This window comes from Alteromonas gracilis (assembly GCF_043642145.1).
Lineage (GTDB): Bacteria > Pseudomonadota > Gammaproteobacteria > Enterobacterales > Alteromonadaceae > Alteromonas > Alteromonas gracilis_B.
Window position 1 is genome coordinate 182,777 of sequence record NZ_JBHZRZ010000006.1, and the last position, 18,511, is coordinate 201,287.

The following is an 18,511-nucleotide window of genomic DNA, read 5'->3' on the forward strand; positions in this document are numbered from 1 at the left end:
GGTCTATATTTAATTGATATGAATGCCGAAGCGATGCAAATTAAAACAAAACGCGCATTGCCTTTCTTGTTCTTAGTGAACGAACTACAATAAGAAAAAATTAAAATGACACAAAAGATCAACCTTTTGAGCAACTTCCCGACATCTGTTTTCTCGCCTTTTACATCCCTTTTAACCGCAGTGTCAGTTATGGCGACCTTCTTCGCTTCGCTAGCTGTCGCACAAGATACTATCGGTCAAAAAATGACGAGTATTTCTGTGCAGGTCACTGAAGCAAATGGAATACCAGTGAAAGATGTGGTGCTTACTCTTACGCCCTTGCTCCCTCTAGAAACACCGCCAACAAGACCTGAAAAACCGGCTATTATGAATCAAATTGATAAACAGTTTGCTCCACATGTGCTTGTTGTGCGTTCAGGTACTGATATTTCATTTCCTAACGCAGATAACCTTTTTCATCACGTTTATTCTTTTTCCCCCACGAAGCAATTCGAGCTAAAGCTTTATAAGGAATTCACTGCCGATCCACTTCGCTTTGAGCAAGCAGGCATTGTGGATATTGGCTGCAATATTCACGACTGGATGCTGGGCTATATTGTTGTTTCAGACAGCCCATTTTATGGAAAGACAAACGAAGAAGGCATTCTTGATATTACACTCCCTGTCGGTGAATATGACATTATGACGTGGCATCCCCAGCTACCTGAACTACGGCTTTTTGATTCCGCCTCTTTGAATGTAACTGCAGCAGAAAAATACGAATTTAAAATAGACTCAGTGCTTAGTAGCGATGATTTTGATGAAGGTTTTGGCGACTATTAATGCGTAGTACTCTCGCTGTTTGTTTTGCTTTACTTTTAGTTTTTGGGGCATCTTTAGTACATGCCGATACTCACATACTTGTAAGAGCAAGCGCTGTAAATAAAGACAATTCACAAAGCTTCCAACAAATGGGTCAAAGCCACCAAAGGTTTGACGGAAACGGTGTACATCTGGCACAAGCCATATTAGCCACCGACGTAATGCTTAACAATAATTGGTCAGCGATTGGGGTTGTTAATGGTTATACTGACGGCGAACAAAAAGTGGGGGTGTCTGAGCTTTACCTGAAATATCGTCCTTTCATTGCATCAACCATTAAGCCCGAAGTAAAAGTAGGCGCTTTCTTTCCCGCGCTTTCTGCCGAAAACACAGATATAGGTTGGCTATCGCCGCACTTTTTAAGTAACTCTGCCATCAACAGTTGGGTAGGAGAAGAATTGCGAACCGGCGGTATAGAAGTCAGCATTAGGCAAAACGGAAGGCAAGTTCGAAGCAACTGGTCGTGGAAAATTCTAGGAAGCGTTTTTAAGGGCAACGACACAACCGGCACTTTGCTCTCATGGCGAGGGTTTGCACTGCATGACAGACAGTCGGTATACAACGACCGGGTAAATTTCCTTCCCATCCCTGGCGTTGTCAGTGAAGAAGGGTTGAATGCGCCAGCTTGGACCGACCCATTTAGAGAAATAGATGGGCGATTCGGATACTATGCGGGCGCCCACTTGGCTTACAAGCGACGAGCAGAACTACGCTATTACTTTTACGATAACAATGCTGACCCGAATATTCTGGACTCAGACCGTATTTATGCGTGGCACACTCAGTTTCACTCGTTAACCTTAAGATACATGCCCCGGCCTGATTTAACCCTGTTTACTCAAATACTTGTAGGTGACACGCTTATGGGTGAGCACGTTGTAGACAATGATTTTGCGAGTGCTTATATTGCCGCCGCTTATAATTTGTCTTCGCTAAATTGGGACCACATTACTGTTGCTATGCGAGCAGACTGGTATCAAGTAACTGATAACGACAATACAATAAATGACCCGAATGGAAGCCGAGGAAGCGCCCTCACTGTGAGCGCTCGGTACGATTTAAATAGACAGCTTGCAGTTACAGCTGAGTGGCAGGTAAATACAGGCCATCAGGAAAACTTACAGTTTTTTCAAGACGGTGATGATTACACCGAGCAACAATTACAACTAGCTTTAACGGTAACCTTTTAACTGCCACAGCTTAGGGGCTACTTAGCTTAGCTGCGTCGCCCCAAACACTTATTAAGACTTTTTAGGCGATTTCTCAAGCGACGCATCAGGCACATTTTTGATCATCATTTGCTCTTTGCGCTTCATCATCATTTTAGCCAGGCGTCGCATACTCACCGTGGTGTCTTTTTCATCCACAATATCTACGCCTAGTAAGCGCTCAAGCAAGTCTTCAAGAGTGAGTACACCTTCCAGTCCTCCGTACTCATCCACCACCAGCAACATATGAACGTGCTTATTAATAAAGTGCTCGAAGGTGACAGACAACGGCATCGTGTTAAGCACGGTAACCATATCTTTTGCATATTCAGATAATGGTTTGTCTGTGTTGCCTCTGGCTTGCGCAACTAAGAGATCTGAGCGCATAACAAAGCCAGTAATATTCTCTGAATCGCTATCTTCGAATACGGGAATTCGCGAGAATTCTATATTTGCGTGTTTGTGAAAGAAGCCTTCTACTGTCATCGACTCAGACACTTTAAACAGCGCCGTGCGGTGCGTAATTGCATCTTTCACTTTAAGTTCATGCAAACTTAACAGGCTTTGTAAAAACGCAGCTTCATGGTTCGCCAATTGGCCTTCTTGACCTGATAACTCTGCCATAGCATGCAACTCGCTGCGACTTAAACCCCGCAACGGGCTGTCTTCTTTAAAGCCCTTGGTTAGCAGTGCAGACATTTTGACAAACGGCAAAAGCACGATAGAGAGATACTTAAGAAAATAAGCGGTAATTGGTGCGAGTGCTCGCCAGTAAGTGGCCCCCAGTGTTTTAGGAATAATTTCAGAAAAGACCAAGATAAGTAATGTAAGTACGGCCGAAATTACCCCTAAATAGGCATCACCAAATACTGCCGCCGCTTGTGCGCCAGCGCCTGCTGCCCCCATGGTATGGGCAATAGTATTTAAAGTCAGAATAGCCGATAACGGCGTGTTGATATTGTCGGTTTGCTTGCGGAGCAAAGTGCCACTTGGTTTGCCTTCTTTTTCCAATACAGAAATATAGGCAGAGGAAACACTCAGAATTACAGCTTCCGCAATAGAGCACACAAAAGAAAAGCCCAGTGCGATGAAGACGTACACAATAAGTAAAAGCATGTAGTTATTCCAAGCGTCCTTGTAAGGTTAAGCCTTTAAAACTAAAACGCATTATAATTTTAATAAGTTGAGCGACTATTATGGTTAATAGAGCTGGATATACAAGCGCTCTGTTCATAAGATTTGAGCGCTTGCGCAAAGTTGATGATGATGCGATGTAGCGGCTATCCGCAGCACGCCGAGTGTTGCTGTTGATTTTGACGGTAGTGCTGTATTTTTTTAACACCCAGCCTAAGCATTAAGCCTGCTAACAACACAGCGCACATTATATAAACAACCTGCGCACCAGCACCATGTTCGTGCATGTGACCTTGTGCTTTTATCATCGTTTCTAACGATAGTGACGATACTAAATAGTTTAGTGCGTAGCCAAAACACAAACTCGCAGAGATTACACTGAACAAATAAAGGGCGAGGGTTCGAACCCCCATTTCTTGCTTAATCATACCCATTGTAGAAACATTGGTTGCCGGACCTGCCATTAGAAAAACCAACACCGCCCCCGGCGATAAGCCAGCAGCAAGAAAACCTACTGCCAATGGGGTAGATGCGGTTGCACATATGTACATTGGTATTCCAATAAGGGCCATTACCAGCATGGCAACGATACCGTCACCCCACTGGGTTAAAAAATCGGTAGGTACCCAGGTTTTTATTGCCGCGGCAAGCGCCAAACCGATTAACAGCCACATTACAATATCTTCTAGCAGCTTACCGCTAGCATAAGAGAACACGTTTGAGGTTTTCTTTATCAACGTTGTAGTACTGTTTTTTTTGTGACTGTGTGTTCCGTGACTGTGTGTTCCGTGACTATGTGCTTCTTCACTGTCGCAACACGACGTTACAGGGGCAGGCTCAGGCTTAGCTTTCGAAGCGCAGCAGGAAGATACATGGTCAGATTCTTGCTGTTTTTCTTGAGCAGCTATCGATTCGGTTTCTGCGAAAAAACGTACCATTAAGCCAGCATAAATAGCACTTGTGACAGCCGCAATTGGTCTAACTATGGCGTAAAGAGGGCCAAGTAAAGCATAGGAAACCGACACGCTATCTACACCTGTTTCGGGGGTAGACACTAAAAACGATACAGTAGAAGATTTTGATGCGCCACTGCGACGTAAGCCCAAAGCCGCAGGAATTACGCCACAAGAACAGAGTGGCAAGGGTGCGCCAATGATTGCAGCTTTACTTATTGAGCCAACCGATGAGCTTCCCATGTGCTTTTCAAGAAATGATACAGGCACCAATTCATGCATTATTCCTGCTACCAACAAACCTAAAAGCAGCCAAGGCGCAGATTCTACAAATAGCGCTAAGAAGTTCTGTCCAAGTAAAATAATATCTGACACAAAGCCTCGCGGGATATTTTGCCAATCTAGGTTAATTTAGTAATAAGTAACCAGTGTAGAGCAAATTTAACAGTGGTTTAAAACGCCGTTTATAGTAACAGATAACCGACTATACAGAAAATCGGCAATAACTGATTTGTAAGGAAAGAAAAATGGCCAGTGCAAATGCACTGGCCGAATGTTGACTGTCTCGATAGTGTGACTTTAAACCACGAGGTCAACCATGAAAAACCTGTTGCTGATTACTCGCTACTAAGTTGCTCTTTTTTAAGCTTTGATACCACTGAAAAGGCTTCAAGCATAACAAGCACCGATACCACAAGTACTACGGCATCTAAGAATACGAGTAGGTAGTTTCCTTCAACATAATATTCTTGAAGCTTGATAAGCCCTGCAAAGAACGCCATAAACAGTACGAATACCATTGGAATAAGCGTATATTTTGCAGGTCGACCAAGTTTGATAAGCATGACCGAAATAACCAGAAGCGTTAAGCTAGCTAAAATTTGGTTGGTAGAACCAAAGAGAGGCCAGATAATCATACCGCCGCTACCTGACGAGCCACCCGCACCGAAAGCCAGCAATAAACAGCAACCTACAGCTACTAGGGTTGCAACTACGCCATTTTTCAATGCGTCAATTGAATAGATATCGCCCCATTCTTGAATAATATAGCGTTGTAGGCGCACGCCTGAATCCATGGTAGTTCCTGCAAATAGTACAACCATGACAGCGAGTATTGTTGAGGAAAAATCTACCGGCAGACCCCACCCCTGCTGAATGAGGTTTGCACCACCTGTGATAAAGGCACCTACGCTACCTGCGCCTAAGTGACTATATACTTCATGCCATTCTTCTGGAGAGGCGGCGAACGCCACACCGCTAACCGCAACAATGGTAATAAGAGCAAGCGAACCTTCACCGACTGCACCTAAGTAGCCAACAAATCGTGCATCGGTTTCTTTATCAAGCTGTTTAGAACTGGTACCTGAAGATACGATACCGTGGAAACCAGATACGGCACCGCAGGCGATAGTGACGAACAATAGCGGAATTAAGCTGGGTGAGTCTATGGCTGTTTGCGTGTTAAACGCTGGCGCTGTGATATCTGGCATTGCGAAAAACACCGCGCCATACAGTAAGAACAACCCAACTAATAGCTGCATACCGTTTATGAAGTCACGAGGCTGTAATAGCATCCAAACTGGCAACAGCGATGCGATAGCCGCATAAATAAACAAGATAATGATCCAGTTAGCTTTGTCTGCCAAACCAAACATAGTTTCAGGTAAGCTAAGTGGAATGTAACTGCCTGCGTACACAGAAGCGTATAAAACGATAATTCCCACGATGCACAAAGGAATTAGGCTGAAATTGCGCTTAAGAAGTTGCCCAATTACCAAGGCTACGGCTATGGCGGTCCATGCGGGGAATACGGCATTGGGTTGAGAAACAAATGAGTTGGCAATAACCACACCAAAAACGGCATTCACCATTAACAACACGAGGAAGATGACTATCATAAACAGTGAGCGAGACCGTTTGCCGATGACAGTCTCAGACAGTGCGCCCATTGACTTACCTTTGTGACGAGCACTCGCCCAAAGCGCTCCCATGTCGTGCACTCCGGCAAATAAAATCGTGCCGAAGACAACCCACAAAACGGCTGGCACCCAACCCCAGTAAACCGCAATGGCCGGCCCAACAATAGGCGCCGCACCGGCAACAGATGTGAAGTGATGGCCCCACAATACCACTTTGTTGGTGGGGACAAAATCAACCCCATCTTGCATTGAGTGGGCAGGTGTTACAAAACTATCATCCAACTTGAATATACGGCTCGCAATAAACTTTGAATACACGAACCAACCGAGCAACATTCCAATGATGCCCATTATTACAATGGCAATAGACTGCATACTGTCGTCCTATTTGTTATATCAAAAAGCAATAGCTCTTTGATTTTCTTATTTTCAGTTCAAACACTACACCAGTTAGCGGTGAAGAAAGGTCATACCTGAATAAGAAAAGCATCTATTTAAGGTATGTCAAACCCACTGTTGCGCATATTTAAACACGCAACAAGGCAAGGGCTTAACTCATAAGACTAAAGTCTAACCCAAAGGCTAATATTTAGCCTTAAGGAAAGACCGAATTTGTAAGCAATTGGAGTGAAGTTATATTTTTAGTAAAGGTCGCGGTGATACCTGTCATTTGTTGTGAGTGCAATATACCCTTGCTCGCCAAGTATCATCTGTAAGGCATGGTCAACGCCCTGGCCCATTCCCTCAAATTGACCACAAACATACACTTGCCCGTGGTCCTCTAGAAATGCTTTAACGTCTTCTCGCTGTTCAATTAGACGCTGCTGAACGTAGCCACCACCTGCTTGTCTAGAGAAAATCACCGACTTCTTATAAATACAATTGCTGTGTTGGAAAGGCGATAACGTTTTATCTAGCACTTCATCGTGTATGGGCTCACGCTCTCCAAAGAAAATCCACACGGGGCTCGCGTTTTCAAGTAACGCACGTTTTGCAAGCTGCGCGCGCACCCCAGCAATACCGCTACCAGCAGCTATCAAAATTAACGGGCATTGTGTATTGGTGATGATTGCACTGGTATTTTTGCGAATATATCCCCGCACAGTTTGCTGCAGCGGCAACGATTGGGTAAGCAAGCCTGAACCCACTCCAAGTTGTCCATCGTTTTTCACCACCTGCCTGACAACTAGCTTTATGTCATGCTCTTGAGGGACCGATGCAATGGTGTAACTTCGGCTTATTGTAGTTGAATTAGACGGCTCAAGAGACTTAGAAGCATCAGGAACAAGTATTTCCAATACATCGCCAGCTTCCCATTGCTCAGATTCGCCTTTAACACTTACCACGCTGCTTGGGCTTAAAGACAAACCATAAAGACCCGGTGACGCCGATTGGCTTGATGGACTTGCTTCATTTAATTGCACACGTGTTTTTAAGGTGAAAGAGCGGGTAGAAAGCAGTTCACTGTCGGGTAAAGAATGTAGCAACGATAAGTGTTCACCTTGCCCTGAATCGAGGGTGGTAAGCGGTGAAAGTGCACGAGCTCCCAGTGCACTAATGCCATCAAACAGCGTAATCGCAAATTGGCAAAACGCAGCGTATTGCTTGTCGCCTAGCCCAACCACTTCAAACGACAAGTGTGATAAATAGTCAGAATGATTTGATGACGCTTTTTCAAGCGCTTTGTTGAACGTTCGCCCTGCATCAGGTGGCTCACCTTCACCATAGGTACTTACAATAAAAATAACCTTAGAAACATCACTGAGGGTTTTGAGCTTTAATGAAGCCATAGACAAAACAGACGTAGGTTCTTGCGACGAGAGCGCAGCCGCTTTAGCGCGAGCAATTTTTTCCGCCGTCCCCGTTTGACTTGCATATACAATAAGCGTTTCTTCGCCAGTGACCGAATGCTTGTTACGCTTTTTATTTTTAAAAAATAACACCGCTACCCATAGCGTATATAGGCCAATACTTACGATTGCTATAAGTAGGCGGTGTGTTTCTGTCATGGTGCTTGTCTTTTGTACTGTGGTTTTTGAATAGCTAAAGGCTGTTGTTCTTTGAACTAAAAAGAAAAACAGCCACTTACAAAGCAATCACTTCGCATTACTACAGCGGAAGTACTTCAAACGTTCCTGAATAACTGCCGTTACGCGTAGTTGCAGGCTTTTCCGCTTTATCGTCTTCATAATCAATTTCTACAAAGTACATGCCTGCTTGCGGCCAGGTAATCTCAATTTGGCCATTGTTGTCTGACGTCACTTTAATCGTTTCTTGGTCGTTTCTATAACGCATTCCACCGCGTACCACTTCCACGTCAGCGCCAACCGCTGGCTCACCGTCAATTAATAGCTCAAATGTGGCAGTCTCGGTTGCGAATAGGTCGTTGGGGTGAGTCACAGGCACAAGTTCTAGCCCCACGTTGTCAGGCGTAAATACCTTTGTTGAAGGTGCACCTAACGTGACAAACGTTTCGACGCGACGAGACCTTTGCATTACGCGAAGATCGACGGCTTTTTTGGGAACCGCCGTTGCAAACGCTTCTGGCTTGTACGTTTCGCCTCGGCCAGGCCACATTTTTCGCTTGCCTTCTTCGTCACGCCAATATGCGCGAATACCGCTACTTGCTGATGTCAGTTTATAAGTACCTTCTTGGTTGAGCTTTAAGTCGAAAGTGGTGCGATACTTGCCGCGTGCCATATTTTCTACTTCAACCGCTTCACCTTCCGGTGATGTAACCACTAAGTTGCTGGTATTCATTGCAAAGTGATCTGGATGGAAAATGGTGTTTGAAATGGCTGCATCAAATGTGACGTAAGCTTCCTCACCAGAAAGTACCGTTGAACTTGGAAGTAACCACGCACGGTGCGCGCTGGCTGAAAACGAAACAGCGAGTGTTGCTGCTAGCGCTACTGCCGTAGCTTTTACTGATAATTTTTTCATAATGTTCTCTTTTAAGGTCTCTACTTAACGCGCCGTTTTTTGAATTAGCGCCTCAGCAGATTAGTCTTCAAAACGCAGTACAACGCGTTCCAGCTCTGAGTTTCCTTTCACTTCTGCTGGTAAGGTCATAGAAGATAGTGGCAATGTAAAAGGCAGTGACAGTACTTCTCGCCCACCTACTTCGCGCGATGCTTCCACGCGTAGTGTATATTCACCCGCAGACAACGCTGCTAGCGCTTCATTCAGTTGAGCGTCAATACTGTAGTCACCAGGGCCTTTTGTTGCGCTAGTTAGACCGTCGTAAGGCATATCGAGGCTGCGACCACCTCGACGCCACCATTGACGTAAGTCTTTGAGCCACTCTTTTCCTTTACCCTCTCGCATTTCAACGTCGTACCATACTGCCACTTGAGTAGCATTGCGTTTGCTGTCTTCAATCCACACTGCAAGATAAGGCTTGTGATATTCAGCCACATCAAGTTGAGGAAGGGTTACCTCAAGTTTGGCTTGGCTTGCCGCGTGAATAACGCCAGAGACAAATGTCAGGCCCAATAAAGCCGATGCGATGACTACGCCTTTAGGCATTTTCATATAAACACTCCTTTAAATTATGTGTGCGTTTGCACGGGCATATTGCTAGTGCACAAACAGTAAAATAATGACAAAAGGGATAAGTAAGCCAAGCATGGTAATAGGCCATGTAGACGCACGTGAATTTGAATGGCGAATTAAAAGCTGTAGCCCAGTCACACTAAAAATAATGCAGGCTATAGCAAAGATATCGATAAACCAGCGCCATGCATTGCCAGTGTTACGCCCTTTATGCAAGTCGTTGAAATAAGAGATCCACCCTCTATCGACATGTTCAAATGTCACAGTGCCCAGTTCAATATCTACTGCAATCCAGCTGTCTGAACCTGGTCCTGGCCACGCTGCATAAAACTCAACACCATCCCACTCGCCAGTTACCGACGAAGGTACCATAACCCCTTCATCTGTAAGCATAAAAGCAACCAATTCGCTTGGAATTTGAACCTCACCGTTCTCTAAAGAATCCAATTGCCCTGCTACCGATTGTGGTAGATTTGCCTCTGCCGATGTCACCGTTCTGCTGGCTGGAATATCTGCTGCGTGATTAAGCGTTATGCCTGTCACAGCAAATAACAGCATTCCAACAAGGCAGACTGCGCCACTAATCCAATGCCACTGGCGAATACCGCCTAACGAAAAACTCATAACTTCCTGAAATATTTCTTTGTATTTATCGTCAATGTTAACGGGCTTGATAATACAGGTATTTTCAATATTTTCAATGCAAATGAGATTTATTATCATTTTACTTTTTTAACGAAATAACCTTTAAGCATTGCTTCAATTACAAGCCTAAATATCCATCATCATAAAGCATGATTTACTGTGCTAAAATAAGGAGTAGACGCTTAAATCAATTACTTTTTAGATAGCATTTTTCACCAAGTTTTCTAGAGGTTGAATGTTACTGAGTAAATCAGAACGAGAGGGGTACGATTTATATACTTGTCTTAAAAGAGAAAGTGCGTGCTGATATTGACGCTGATCGATGGCAATTTGCGCTCGCCCAAGCATCGCCTGTTGCTTAACATGGGTGAGTGCTTCAGCCCTTAAATAAGTCATTTTCGCGCGTTCTATATTGTTCTGTTTGCGATAAAGAGAAGCGAGTTGCAAAAGTGCTTCCCCATGGTCAGGCGCTTCATCAATAGCTTTAGTTAATAGTGAAATCGCGGTTTTATTCTGCCCCTTACTTATAGCCAGCTGTGCTTTTAGGACATTTAGCGTAGCGACTTGAGAGGTTGTGAAATTGTTAACATTACTTTCGGCAGCTTGTATGAGTTTACTTAAGTCAGACCACTGTTCATTAGCTGCTAGATAAGTCGCGATTTGGGAAAAAGCGTCAAAGCCTTCTTTGTTTAATGTGAAGGTTTTCGCATGTTTCGCCAGTATGTCGGCAGCACGTTTTGCGCTGCCGTCAGAAACGTGTAACTTAGCCACTGAAATCAAGTTCGACAATGAGCTGTCGCCCAAAGAAAGCGCGGTTTCCAAGCTAGCCAGTGCTTTAACCATGTTGCCTTGCTTTAACGCAATTTGCCCGCGTTGAAGCCAAAGCTGCGGGTTATTTTCATCATCAATTAGCATTTCGCCTAACAAGCTTTCGGCCTGCGCAAGTGCATTACTTTCAATAAGCGCGAACAATAACCCCTGAGACCACTGCTTGCTGTTAGGCTCCAGCATGAGCGCGTTTTGATAAGCACTTAAGGCCGTGACTGGTTTACCTAGCTGTAAATTGGCGTAGGCGAGCTGCCCAAAAAGCTGGGCGTCTTGAATACCTAGCTCAACGCTTTTTGTTAAGTGAATGCGTGCTTTGGCTAATTTATCTGTCATTAAATACACCATGCTCAAACTTCGGTGTGCCGATGGAAGGTTAGGTATAGCTTTGATGACGCCTAGCAGTACTTGTTCGGCAAGCGCATAGTTTTTTTCATTCAGTAGTACTTGGCCATAGAGCTCACGTAAGCGGGGGCTAAACCGCGACACATCCTGCGCCTCAAATGCACTGGCGACACGTGAAAAGTTACCCGCTTGTAAGTCACCCTGAATTTGTTTAACAAACTCCCCCTCTTCACGAGATATTCGCTCGTGGTGACCGTCTTTATGGTGCTGACGCAAAACAAACTGCCAATCTGGCTCTTCCAATTCTACCGTTATTTTGGCGTCTACCGACGTAACGAAAGCCAGAGAACTCGCTATAAAGCCGAAAAGAGTCACGGCTGTAATCTTCTTAAACCTTGTCACATTTAACCTCTATATCTCTTAGCTTCTATTTTTATTTCGCTTTACTTTGCTTTGCCAAATTAGGCTTCTATAAAAACAGGCCAGATAAAACGCGCTTTCACAGCTTCATCTTCCTTGAACGGCGAAGTAAACTTGCTGGCCTTCACAAAGCGCACTATTTCTTTGTTCAATTCGTGGTGAGGATTTTCAACAATATCCATCAGCTCAACGTTGCCACCTTCATCGATAACAACATCTAGCTTTACCATTACTTGCTTAATTCCTTGTTTCTTGAGTCGTTTTGGAAAGCGGATTTTAACTGGCGTAAGTAAGGTTGGCTTTGAATCCAGTTCACTTAGCCCAAAGGCATTTAATTCAATATCAGGCATATCCCATTGGGTTTGAGCAGCTTGAACATTGGGCATGTCGGGCTTAGGTACATGAATATCTGGCTCAACGCTTAAATCAGCCATAGTCATGGCGGCACCACTGCCTTCTACCTGCATTACAAGCTCGGTTTCTTGTACTGCAGCGTGTGTTTTAGGGGGCGGCGGTGGTGGAGGCGTGACCGCAATGTCTATTTTGCGCACCACCATGATGTCGGGCTGTAAACTAAACATAGCGTGTCCTAACCACATGACACCCACTGCACTTACGAGCACCGCACCACTAAGAAGAAAAGACTGAAGGTTGTATCTCATTGAATTTTGCCTCGTTCGCTATGGCTTCAAGGTGGCGATATTGACCGAATCAGCACCCGCCAGTTTGGCTTCATCTATTACGCTTACCAGTAATTCAGAGCGAACAGCTTTATCTACCTGAATCACCACTGGGCGCTTATCTTTCATCAACAATTGTTCCACGGTGGAGCGCACGCCACTCACGCCAATATTGGCACTGTCATACACCACTTCGCCAGTGCGGGTAATGGCCAGCATAATGGCCATTTGGTCGAGCTTTTGTGCCGATATCGCTTGTGGTTTATCTACCTCTACCCCGGTTTCTTTCACAAACACGGTTGAAACAATAAAGAAAATCAAAAGGATAAAAACCACATCGAGAAGCGGTGACATATCAATGCCTTGCGCCTGCTGATTTTCAAGGCGTCGCTGTAACCGACTCGCCATGCTTTAAGCCTCCCTTGCTACAGCACGCTTCACCGCACCGTTAACAAACATCAACAATAGCCAACCTGGAATAGCCAACGTTAGGCCAAGCTGGGTGGTAAAAAGTGCATCGGCAATGCCGCCAGTAACAACTTGGCTATCGACACCAAATGACATCATTGATGTGAAGCTCACTTGTAAGCCTGATATTGTGCCTAATAGGCCCATTAAAGGCAGAGCATTGATTAGCACTGCTGGCACCATTTCACGTTTTGTTAGCGCTTTCTCACCGTCATATCGTTTTTCGTTATCACGGCTTTGGGCAATGTCGTTACGTGACGTAAACAGCACAAAGGTTTGCTGATAGGCAAACCATGCCACCAAAAGCATTAACCAGCACAGTGCATTCCCCGCTAGCTGTTCAATCATTAGCTTGCGCTCGCTTGCTGTTGACCGTCACCCTTGTAATCAGCTCTATTGGCTACGTCTGGCTCGTCATTGCTAAGTACAAGTGCAAAGCTTTCGAGCTCGTCGTAGTAGTGTCGCGCTTTACGGGAAAGCACGGCATTAAGAATTAATGCCGGTATGGCAACCACCAAGCCTAGCTCTGTAGTTACTAGGGCTTTTGCAATGCCCCCCGAAATCACTTCTGGGTCGCTCGAGCCAAATGCCGTCATCATTCTAAAGGTTTCAATCATGCCGCTTACCGTACCTAGAAGACCTAGCAAAGGTGCTACGGCAGCAGTTACAGCAATGGTGCCATTGTATTTTTCTAGCTTAAATTTGTGCCGCTGGAGCGCAGAAAAGAGTTCGTCGTCGCGCTCAGTGGGCGTGCTTGCTCGCTTGGTAATGTCATACAACTCGCGCTGCATGCCATCAAAGAAGCCAATACCTGAACTTCCCACCATATTCACCAAGGCTTTGCCTGACGCAACTTGCTTCACCTTTGGTAAGCGCCATAGCTGAATAACTTTAAACAGCGCAATAAAAGTAGCAATGAGGGCAAATAGCACGATAGGAATCACCCACACACCACCTTTCACAACATGTTCGATTACCCCCTCAGAGACTTGTTCACGCGTAGCGGCGCGACCAAGCGTAGGATCAAGTTTAATACTGCCGCTACCGCTGCGCGCCAAATTGCTAAGACTTTCGATATCTGTGCCTGAAAAGGTGGACGTAGAAGTAAACAAGTCTTCTGTATGCTCTGACATCTTTTTACGCTCTGCAGTACCCGCTACACTTTGTGATTGCGCTAAGTACCATGTCACCGGACCAAGGGTAAGCACCTTAGCGTGTGTCACTTCACCATTGGGCAGTACTACTTGTCCTGCGCTGAAGTTAGGTGTTTGTTGATTGGCGAACGCTTGTGCTTTTTCACCGACTCTCTGCAGTTTGTCAGACAAGGTCATTTCGCTTAATGACGCACTGTTTACGCCAGTTTGAAGCAAGAAACGATTCAGCAGATTTTGTTGAAACGCTTGTTGCTCGCTCCAACTAGAAAGGCGATTTTCAAGTTGAGTGAGACTAAGCGTTCTTTCGTCCATTTTACGGCGCGCGACTATGGTTTCATTACGCAGTTTTATTACCTGCTGCTCAAGAGCGCGCAGTTCATTTGCCAGCTTTACGCGCTCCTTGCTTATTCTGCGCTCTGTGCGATCCAGGCGGTTTTTCGCTTGCTTGATATTGGCGAGCATGCTTTCCTCAGGGGAAGCCACTGTAGGCAAGGAAACAGCCGCTGCACAAAGAACAATACAAACTGCTGTAAGAGACGATTTCAACATTGGATTACGCGCAAAGCGAATGTGAGGAAAGAATGTCATTCGCTCTCTCCTTGAGCCAGCGTAAGTGGTAATGAAACAAAATCAGGCTCATGTTTCTTCTCGAAAATAGAGATGGCAAGCGCTATCGCTTCGCTATTTACGCTTTCATTAAATTGCCACTGCCACTCGCCGTTTTGAACGCGACCAATACCTTGATATTGCCCATCGGCGTTAGTGAACCACGCATAGCTGCTGCCCACGAAGAACTGTTTAACCAATACGTCTTGGTCATCGGGTGCCCGCATTACCGTTTCGTTGACCAGCAGTTTACTGTTGAATTGGGCTAGGGATGATAGTTTTGCAAGGGTAACCTGAAGCTTATTAGATGTGTCTGCGTCAGCGTCTAACTCGGCGTGCTCTTTGTCCCACGTTTGGCGAATGATCTCGGGCAAAGACGAGTATAGGCTGTCTACTTGCCCTATTACCCCCATTAATTTGCGCTTTACCCCGCCTTGCTGTGCTTCAAGCTCACTTTGTTTTGAAAGCAGTGCTTCTCGCTGATTTTCAACGCTGTTGGCTGCAGCCTTACTTTCGGCAAACATACTCTGAAGCTGTGTACGCTCGGCTTTCAGTAATTGAATGCGCTGACGCAATGCTGGTTCTGATTCGCGCCACTCGTTTTCGAGCTTTTGCGTTTGGCGCTCAATGTTAATCCACTTTTCTGTGAGAGTATCGATATCGCTGGCTTTTGTTTTGGCCAATACATTACTGCACGACAACACTGTAATTAACACTAGTAAAATAGATAACGCTAAATGTCGCTTAACTATCATCTAAATCTCTTTACCCTCTTTACTGTTTGAGTGAGATTGCCGGCAAGCTGATACCAATATCAGAGCCGACACAATTCTTATCCTATTTCTGCGTACCAAGTATTTAAGTCGCTAAGTAGCAATTCACGTGCAACTTATTACAGGTATTCTGTTCATGATTAAACCTTTACAAGGCGCGTGTGTCCTCACGTTTAACGCTCTCGCCAAATAAAAGTGTTGTTATTCGCACGCAGTTTTTAATGTGCTGAAGTGACACATTATGCTTAAAACCCTTAACATGTTAATAGCAATGATTATCATTTGCAATGTTATTGGGAGATTTTGAATGCTTTATCCAGCTTGCTTTTAAGATTTGATAGATGTGACAACAAAGCGCATAGAAGCGACGTATCGTTGCAAAAATAAAGAGATATTGGAGGCGCGTTAAAATGCTTTTCGTTTTTGCTAAAGCCAGCGCTTAAAAAACGCATTAAGCTCATCATAAACGGCATAAGATTCTGGTGTTTCATAGGCAATAAGGTATTCAGCATGGGACATACCTTCTATAACCTCTAGCTGAGTATCACCTTTGCAGCTGCGGATTTTACGATTAAGCCTTACCGCATCGCTTAAAAACAAATCGCGTGTTCCGGCCACAATAAAGGTAGGTGGAAACAAAGAAAAGCCACCATTTATTGGAGAAATATTAGGATCGGACAATGACGCTGAACCAGCGTAAAGCTTAGCCGCCGAGGCTAGCAGCCCGTCAAATGTTACAAGTACTCGGTCAGCGCCTTCATTCACTCGCCGGCTGTCACCCGCAAAGGTTAAATCAACCCAAGGTGTGCCAGCATATAATGCGGCGGGTAAGCTAATACCATTATTTATAAGTTGCTGAGTGAGCGCTACCGCCAATCCAGCACCTGCTGACGTTCCTCCTAAGAAGATATGGTGGCTACCTAATTGCTGCGAAAACGACATATAAACCGCTTCGATATCATTAACTGCAGCTGGTGCAGGCGAGTTCGGTGGCATAGAGTAATCGATGCTGTACACGACAATACCAAGTCGCGAAGCAATGAGTAAACCTTCTTCGATACTGGGCAAGCCACCGAAGAAAACATAGGCTCCGCCGTGAATATCAAGATAAATGTGATTTTCATAACGAGGGCATAGCACTTCTGGCGTAAGCTTCCTTACCGAAACGCCAGCAACCTCCATTAATTCAACAGACACATTAAGTTGCTTTCGCATTTTCTTAATTCTCTTTTTTTGCTGCGCATTTCTCTGATGAATCACTTCTCGCCATTTTGCGTTGTTCTCTGGCACCATCAACTTCACATCTTCAATGGTGGCAACAGGGAACTTCTCTATTGCGCGTTTGAAAGCTTGGCTAATGGTAACTGGTTCTAAGGGAGTGTGTTCCGACATATATCTACAGAGTGTTGTTAGTGCACCTAATCAGCATTGAAGAGTTGCAGTTGGAATTTAAAAGACTCAAAACGGTTTAACCCGTATTCTTGAAATAACAGATTATTCAAAAACAGATTTAATGTATATGGTTAAATAGGCCAATAAAATCCGTCCGGAAGATCAGTCTTTACCATTCCACTCTTCTGCTATGATGGATGCTAAAGGAGTCGTAATCGCAATATGAATGATAATGGCTGAGCAACTAGCGGTGACTTTAATTCAATGCAGTAGTGAATGACGTGGTAAAACAAACAGGCAATAAGGATATACACGGTGAAAAAACTAACGTTACGTAATATGGCTATGGCGCTGGGCTTGGCTTTATCAACTTCAGCAATAGCAAGTGATGTAGAACGAAAACAAACATCAATATGGAAGGTATCTAAAGGTGATGATGCCGTCTATGTCGGCGGCACTATTCATATATTACCTATTTCTGAATTTCCCCTGCCAGATACGTTCACTCAAATTTATAAGATGAGCGATACACTAGTTTTTGAAGTAAAAATGCCAAACGCAACTGATGTTGAAGGCCAACAAAAAATGATGGCCGGGCTGGCATACGCAGAGGGCAAAACACTCAAAGATGATGTGTCTGAAGAAACCTATCAAGCATTGGATTCCTATTTGAGTAAGTTTGGTGCAAGTGCTGATCAACTAGCCCGATTTAAGCCTGGTATGGTTGCATCTATGTTAGTGGCGATGGAGGCGCAACGTTCGCAGTTGGCTGGCGAAGGCGTGGATGCCTATTTCATGCAGCTCGCAGAGCGTGATGGAAAAAGAAGCGAGTATTTAGAATCATTGGATTTTCAAATTAATATGTTGGCTAATATGGGCGCTGGAGAAGAAGACCGCCTCATTATTGAAACTTTGGAAACGCTGCCTGAACTCAAGGACATGCTTAAAAGCACAATAAAGGCATGGAGAGAAGGCAATTCACAGAGAATTGACGAACTGGTCGTTGAAACGTTTAAACGTGAGTCTCCTAGCTCTTATGACGATGTGTTTACCAAGCGAAACCAAAACTGGCTGCCTCAGATTGAAGCTATGTTTGGTGATGACGATCAAGAGTTTGTGTTAGTTGGCGCTGGCCACTTAGTTGGCGATGAAAGTGTTATCGCCTTATTAGAAGCAAAAGGATACCAAGTCGAACAAATGTAGACCCTTTGTTGCTACCGCCCCAAATAACAAAGCTAGGCATAGTCCTAGCTTTTTTTATGCCTATTACAGGAGAAGATGCCCCATATAACTCTGTACCGCAGGGATGCGGTGTAGGAGCTCTCATATGAAAGCTGGGATGGGTTTACGGCGTGTCCCTTTCCTCTCTCCCATAGCTTATTGCTACGCCGATTGCGGAGGGAGTGAAGCCCCATCAAAAATTCTCAGCAGCAGGGACGCTGATTGATGCCGCCATGGATGACTTTACGGCTTGTTTCGGAGGGCATACACTCACTCCCTTTCCAAAAGGCATAAAAAAAGCGCACCTAAGTGCGCTTTTTTGGCTTGTGTTGCTAAGTCTAGATTAGTCTAG

General features: G+C 44.8%; 17 protein-coding genes. 3 read left to right on the top strand and 14 right to left on the bottom strand.

The genetic code is table 11. The features are described from left to right. The first annotated feature begins 105 nt into the window (after positions 1 to 105). Entirely contained in the window at positions 106 to 822 is a 717-nt protein-coding gene (locus ACHUFN_RS13570; protein ID WP_394222954.1) for a methylamine utilization protein, read from the top strand. Beyond that, complete coding sequence (locus ACHUFN_RS13575) at positions 822 to 2,051, top strand: outer membrane beta-barrel protein (protein ID WP_394222955.1); 1,230 nt, start codon at positions 822 to 824, stop codon at positions 2,049 to 2,051. Before ACHUFN_RS13570 ends, ACHUFN_RS13575 begins: the two co-directional genes overlap by 1 nt. A gap of 51 nt (positions 2,052 to 2,102) precedes the next feature. Here ACHUFN_RS13575 and ACHUFN_RS13580 read toward each other — a convergent pair whose 3' ends face one another. From ACHUFN_RS13580 to ACHUFN_RS13645, 14 genes are all read right to left on the bottom strand, one after another. Next, positions 2,103 to 3,185 carry a CNNM domain-containing protein gene (locus ACHUFN_RS13580; protein ID WP_394222956.1) on the bottom strand — a complete coding sequence of 361 codons (1,083 nt, stop codon included), beginning with the start codon at positions 3,183 to 3,185 and terminating at the stop codon, positions 2,103 to 2,105. Between the two features lie 164 nt (positions 3,186 to 3,349). After that, on the bottom strand, positions 3,350 to 4,531 hold the full coding sequence (locus ACHUFN_RS13585; RefSeq protein ID WP_394222958.1) for an SO_0444 family Cu/Zn efflux transporter: 1,182 nt from the start codon (positions 4,529 to 4,531) through the stop codon (positions 3,350 to 3,352). A gap of 242 nt (positions 4,532 to 4,773) precedes the next feature. Next, complete coding sequence (locus ACHUFN_RS13590; RefSeq protein WP_394222959.1) at positions 4,774 to 6,450, bottom strand: carbon starvation CstA family protein; 1,677 nt, start codon at positions 6,448 to 6,450, stop codon at positions 4,774 to 4,776. Between the two features lie 266 nt (positions 6,451 to 6,716). Next, positions 6,717 to 8,084 (bottom strand): NADPH cytochrome P450 oxidoreductase family protein, encoded by a 1,368-nt coding sequence (locus ACHUFN_RS13595; protein ID WP_394222960.1) that lies wholly within the window; start codon positions 8,082 to 8,084, stop codon positions 6,717 to 6,719. 100 nt (positions 8,085 to 8,184) lie between these two features. After that, positions 8,185 to 9,018, bottom strand: a complete 834-nt coding sequence (locus ACHUFN_RS13600; RefSeq protein WP_394222961.1) for a DUF4198 domain-containing protein — start codon at positions 9,016 to 9,018, stop codon at positions 8,185 to 8,187. 60 nt (positions 9,019 to 9,078) lie between these two features. Beyond that, entirely contained in the window at positions 9,079 to 9,609 is a 531-nt protein-coding gene (locus tag ACHUFN_RS13605) for a DUF2271 domain-containing protein (protein ID WP_394222962.1), read from the bottom strand. Positions 9,610 to 9,654: 45 nt separating this feature from the next. Beyond that, on the bottom strand, positions 9,655 to 10,353 hold the full coding sequence (locus ACHUFN_RS13610) for a PepSY-associated TM helix domain-containing protein (RefSeq protein WP_394222963.1): 699 nt from the start codon (positions 10,351 to 10,353) through the stop codon (positions 9,655 to 9,657). A gap of 120 nt (positions 10,354 to 10,473) precedes the next feature. Then, positions 10,474 to 11,847, bottom strand: coding sequence for a tetratricopeptide repeat protein (locus ACHUFN_RS13615; protein ID WP_394222964.1), 1,374 nt, complete (start codon positions 11,845 to 11,847; stop codon positions 10,474 to 10,476). 59 nt (positions 11,848 to 11,906) lie between these two features. Next, positions 11,907 to 12,527 carry an energy transducer TonB gene (locus tag ACHUFN_RS13620; protein ID WP_394222965.1) on the bottom strand — a complete coding sequence of 207 codons (621 nt, stop codon included), beginning with the start codon at positions 12,525 to 12,527 and terminating at the stop codon, positions 11,907 to 11,909. Positions 12,528 to 12,545: 18 nt separating this feature from the next. Continuing rightward, positions 12,546 to 12,953 carry an ExbD/TolR family protein gene (locus ACHUFN_RS13625; RefSeq protein WP_394222966.1) on the bottom strand — a complete coding sequence of 136 codons (408 nt, stop codon included), beginning with the start codon at positions 12,951 to 12,953 and terminating at the stop codon, positions 12,546 to 12,548. Between the two features lie 3 nt (positions 12,954 to 12,956). Further along, complete coding sequence (locus tag ACHUFN_RS13630; protein WP_394222967.1) at positions 12,957 to 13,361, bottom strand: MotA/TolQ/ExbB proton channel family protein; 405 nt, start codon at positions 13,359 to 13,361, stop codon at positions 12,957 to 12,959. After that, complete coding sequence (locus tag ACHUFN_RS13635) at positions 13,361 to 14,755, bottom strand: MotA/TolQ/ExbB proton channel family protein (protein ID WP_394222968.1); 1,395 nt, start codon at positions 14,753 to 14,755, stop codon at positions 13,361 to 13,363. Before ACHUFN_RS13635 ends, ACHUFN_RS13630 begins: the two co-directional genes overlap by 1 nt. Then, positions 14,752 to 15,528 carry a DUF3450 family protein gene (locus ACHUFN_RS13640; protein WP_394222969.1) on the bottom strand — a complete coding sequence of 259 codons (777 nt, stop codon included), beginning with the start codon at positions 15,526 to 15,528 and terminating at the stop codon, positions 14,752 to 14,754. The genes ACHUFN_RS13635 and ACHUFN_RS13640 overlap by 4 nt, the downstream gene beginning before the upstream one ends. A gap of 444 nt (positions 15,529 to 15,972) precedes the next feature. After that, positions 15,973 to 16,938 carry an alpha/beta hydrolase gene (locus tag ACHUFN_RS13645; RefSeq protein ID WP_394222970.1) on the bottom strand — a complete coding sequence of 322 codons (966 nt, stop codon included), beginning with the start codon at positions 16,936 to 16,938 and terminating at the stop codon, positions 15,973 to 15,975. 315 nt (positions 16,939 to 17,253) lie between these two features. On the opposite strand from ACHUFN_RS13645, the gene ACHUFN_RS13650 reads away from it, so the two are divergent. After that, positions 17,254 to 18,141, top strand: coding sequence for a TraB/GumN family protein (locus ACHUFN_RS13650; RefSeq protein ID WP_394222971.1), 888 nt, complete (start codon positions 17,254 to 17,256; stop codon positions 18,139 to 18,141). The last annotated feature ends 370 nt before the right edge of the window (positions 18,142 to 18,511 follow it).

What these genes read in the sequence shown, in the direction of transcription:
- ACHUFN_RS13570 (WP_394222954.1), top strand. Translation starts at nt 106, where the DNA reads ATGACACAAAAGATCAACCTTTTGAGCAACTTCCCGACATCTGTTTTC.
- ACHUFN_RS13575 (WP_394222955.1), top strand. Translation starts at nt 822, where the DNA reads ATGCGTAGTACTCTCGCTGTTTGTTTTGCTTTACTTTTAGTTTTTGGG.
- ACHUFN_RS13580 (WP_394222956.1), bottom strand. Translation starts at nt 3,185, where the DNA reads ATGCTTTTACTTATTGTGTACGTCTTCATCGCACTGGGCTTTTCTTTT.
- ACHUFN_RS13590 (WP_394222959.1), bottom strand. Translation starts at nt 6,450, where the DNA reads ATGCAGTCTATTGCCATTGTAATAATGGGCATCATTGGAATGTTGCTC.
- ACHUFN_RS13595 (WP_394222960.1), bottom strand. Translation starts at nt 8,084, where the DNA reads ATGACAGAAACACACCGCCTACTTATAGCAATCGTAAGTATTGGCCTA.
- ACHUFN_RS13600 (WP_394222961.1), bottom strand. Translation starts at nt 9,018, where the DNA reads ATGAAAAAATTATCAGTAAAAGCTACGGCAGTAGCGCTAGCAGCAACA.
- ACHUFN_RS13605 (WP_394222962.1), bottom strand. Translation starts at nt 9,609, where the DNA reads ATGAAAATGCCTAAAGGCGTAGTCATCGCATCGGCTTTATTGGGCCTG.
- ACHUFN_RS13610 (WP_394222963.1), bottom strand. Translation starts at nt 10,353, where the DNA reads ATGATAATAAATCTCATTTGCATTGAAAATATTGAAAATACCTGTATT.
- ACHUFN_RS13620 (WP_394222965.1), bottom strand. Translation starts at nt 12,527, where the DNA reads ATGAGATACAACCTTCAGTCTTTTCTTCTTAGTGGTGCGGTGCTCGTA.
- ACHUFN_RS13625 (WP_394222966.1), bottom strand. Translation starts at nt 12,953, where the DNA reads ATGGCGAGTCGGTTACAGCGACGCCTTGAAAATCAGCAGGCGCAAGGC.
- ACHUFN_RS13630 (WP_394222967.1), bottom strand. Translation starts at nt 13,361, where the DNA reads ATGATTGAACAGCTAGCGGGGAATGCACTGTGCTGGTTAATGCTTTTG.
- ACHUFN_RS13635 (WP_394222968.1), bottom strand. Translation starts at nt 14,755, where the DNA reads ATGACATTCTTTCCTCACATTCGCTTTGCGCGTAATCCAATGTTGAAA.
- ACHUFN_RS13640 (WP_394222969.1), bottom strand. Translation starts at nt 15,528, where the DNA reads ATGATAGTTAAGCGACATTTAGCGTTATCTATTTTACTAGTGTTAATT.
- ACHUFN_RS13645 (WP_394222970.1), bottom strand. Translation starts at nt 16,938, where the DNA reads ATGTCGGAACACACTCCCTTAGAACCAGTTACCATTAGCCAAGCTTTC.